Genomic DNA, 2,081 nt, shown 5'->3' on the forward strand with positions numbered 1-2,081 from the left:
GTCAACGTCAATGCCCTCAAGGAGCCAATGTAGTTGTTCGGTCGTCAACTCGATCACCGCCTGTGGTCGACGTGGCCAGACGAAATGGTCCTGGTCAAAGCGCCGCAGCATCAGCCAGAAGCCGGTACGCTCGTAGAACAGCAGCTTGACCCGGTTGCGGAACCAAGCAACATTCAGCATACCGATTGAAGTTTGTCACAATGGAATAAGCATGGCGCCCCTTGCACGGTCAGCAACTTCAAGTGCTACGCCGCAAGGGGCGCGGCGCCACGGAAGTGATTCACGTAGAGGTCTGTAACGGGCTATCACGGGAATTACCGGGATGGATGTTTGACAAGGCGCGTTGCGGTGCGATGTCGTTGGGTTCTCCGAAAGTTAGCCTGAGTGCATTGATGGAACTGCGAGACGCGTGCTGTCGCGTGATGGTGGATCATCGTCTTCCTTGGTTCGAGAAAAGGAAGGCACCTCAGATGAGCACATCGCTGCTGATTCCAAAGAAACAACTGGTTTTATCGCTGTAGCGGGAAGAGCAGGTGCTCCTCCTCCCGGCGTCATCGCACGAAGAGCTGGTACGGGGGCATTGTCAACTTGCCGAGAGTGAGACGTTTCGGAATAGTCTTAAAGAAGTAGGTCGGTGCCGACCCTCTTCCCCGTTACCGAGCAATCCCTCGAAAGTTGCGATGCTGGCGGAACGTCGAACTAATGTTTCGGCTTTGCTACCTGCCAACAGGGAGGACTCGTCTATGCATCGTTCATCATCCGTTGACTAGATGAGGAACGTGATTTTTCCCATAGTCACAAAGGACCCACCGGGCTTTATATCGAGGGCCATCATCACAGACCGAAACGGTGACGGACAAGCAACCGGCGCGCTTGGTTGCTTTACAAGCGAGGCGCAGGCGTGCCAATTCGCTGTGGAATATGTAAAATCCGAAATTGGACGGCGTTGCTTACTGACGCTTACTGAATAACGTTCATGCGCGTGAAGCTACTTCGAGATGATCGTGTGAATCACATGGCATGAGTTTGTCGCCGACCGTCGTTTCATCGCGTGTGCGCTGAACTTATACGACCGACGCCGCTTCTCGTGAGAGGTTCTGGACTCTAACGTCGGTGGGGATGAGTAGGGCTGTAGGTTGCGTTGCCGGAATTGTCCTTGTGCACGTGATTCTCGCTTGGAACGCCGCTGACACCGAGAAGGTCGTGCGCTCCCCGGTCACACCGGTGATGTCTGCGCCAGTAAAAGATCCTGCAGTGCCTGCATCGTAATCGGCTTTACGATGCATTCATCGAAGTCCGACATGGAAGCACTTCCCTTCAGGTCGGAGTGTCCCGTAAGCGCGATGATGCGAGCTTTTTGAGCGCGCTCACGGCCGCGAAGTTCGCAGCAAACGTCGCGGCCGTCTGCATCGGGAAGGGTTATATCCAGCAGTACGAGGTCAAAAAATTCTTCGGAACAACGGCGCAACGCGCTAGCGCCGTCATATGCGACGCAGGTGCGGTGTCCCATTCCCTCTGCGATGTCGGCGCATATGTCCGCACAAGCTACGTGGTCATCGACAAATAAAACGTTCATTTTGTTCCTCTTCTTTCGTCGGCGCGCGCCAGGATTGCTCGGAGCGTGTCGTGGCGAAGCCGGCATCGACTGCTAACCCCGACGCGCACGTCCGAATCGCGAAAAACGAAGCTTCGACTGCGAGCAAATAACTCGTTCCAAAGCTCGGCGCTATGAGAGACGACAAGCCCCGTGACTTCACATTCGCCGGTACATCGAGACTTTCGTTGTTGCGGAGCAGGCGCCAACGGAACGCCCTGCTTGGGCTGCCGCGGGCTCAAACAGGCGTATCTACCCAGATGCGACCCCAACGATTCGCGTAGGTCACCGCCTGCTCATGGTCGAAAAATAGTCGAGTGCGGGGAAAGAGTGCGGCGCATGGCCAAGCTTTTGAACGACAAAGTCCGCCGCAAGCAGGCCACCACCATGGACTGGACACAAGCTCGCTGTAAGCAAAAAACCGCGACGGGAGCTCGTAGATGGCGCTGTCATGAATACCCTCTCTCAGGTTACCGCCTTCGTCTAT

At 55.6% G+C, this 2,081-nt stretch carries 2 protein-coding genes; both read right to left on the minus strand.

The annotated features are described in order from the left end of the window. A partial coding sequence (gene tnpB / locus WCA53_RS29585; protein ID WP_423919614.1) for an IS66 family insertion sequence element accessory protein TnpB occupies window positions 1-180 on the minus strand: 180 nt, incomplete at its 3' end. Window positions 181-1,216: 1,036 nt separating this feature from the next. After that, window positions 1,217-1,576 (minus strand): response regulator, encoded by a 360-nt coding sequence (locus WCA53_RS29590; RefSeq protein WP_423919619.1) that lies wholly within the window; start codon window positions 1,574-1,576, stop codon window positions 1,217-1,219. Window positions 1,577-2,081 lie beyond the last annotated feature (505 nt).

The organism is Caballeronia sp., assembly GCF_049581465.1.
Taxonomy (GTDB): domain Bacteria; phylum Pseudomonadota; class Gammaproteobacteria; order Burkholderiales; family Burkholderiaceae; genus Caballeronia.

Excerpts from the sequence above, each read along its gene's own strand:
- WCA53_RS29590 (WP_423919619.1), bottom strand. The coding sequence starts at position 1,576 with ATGAACGTTTTATTTGTCGATGACCACGTAGCTTGTGCGGACATATGC.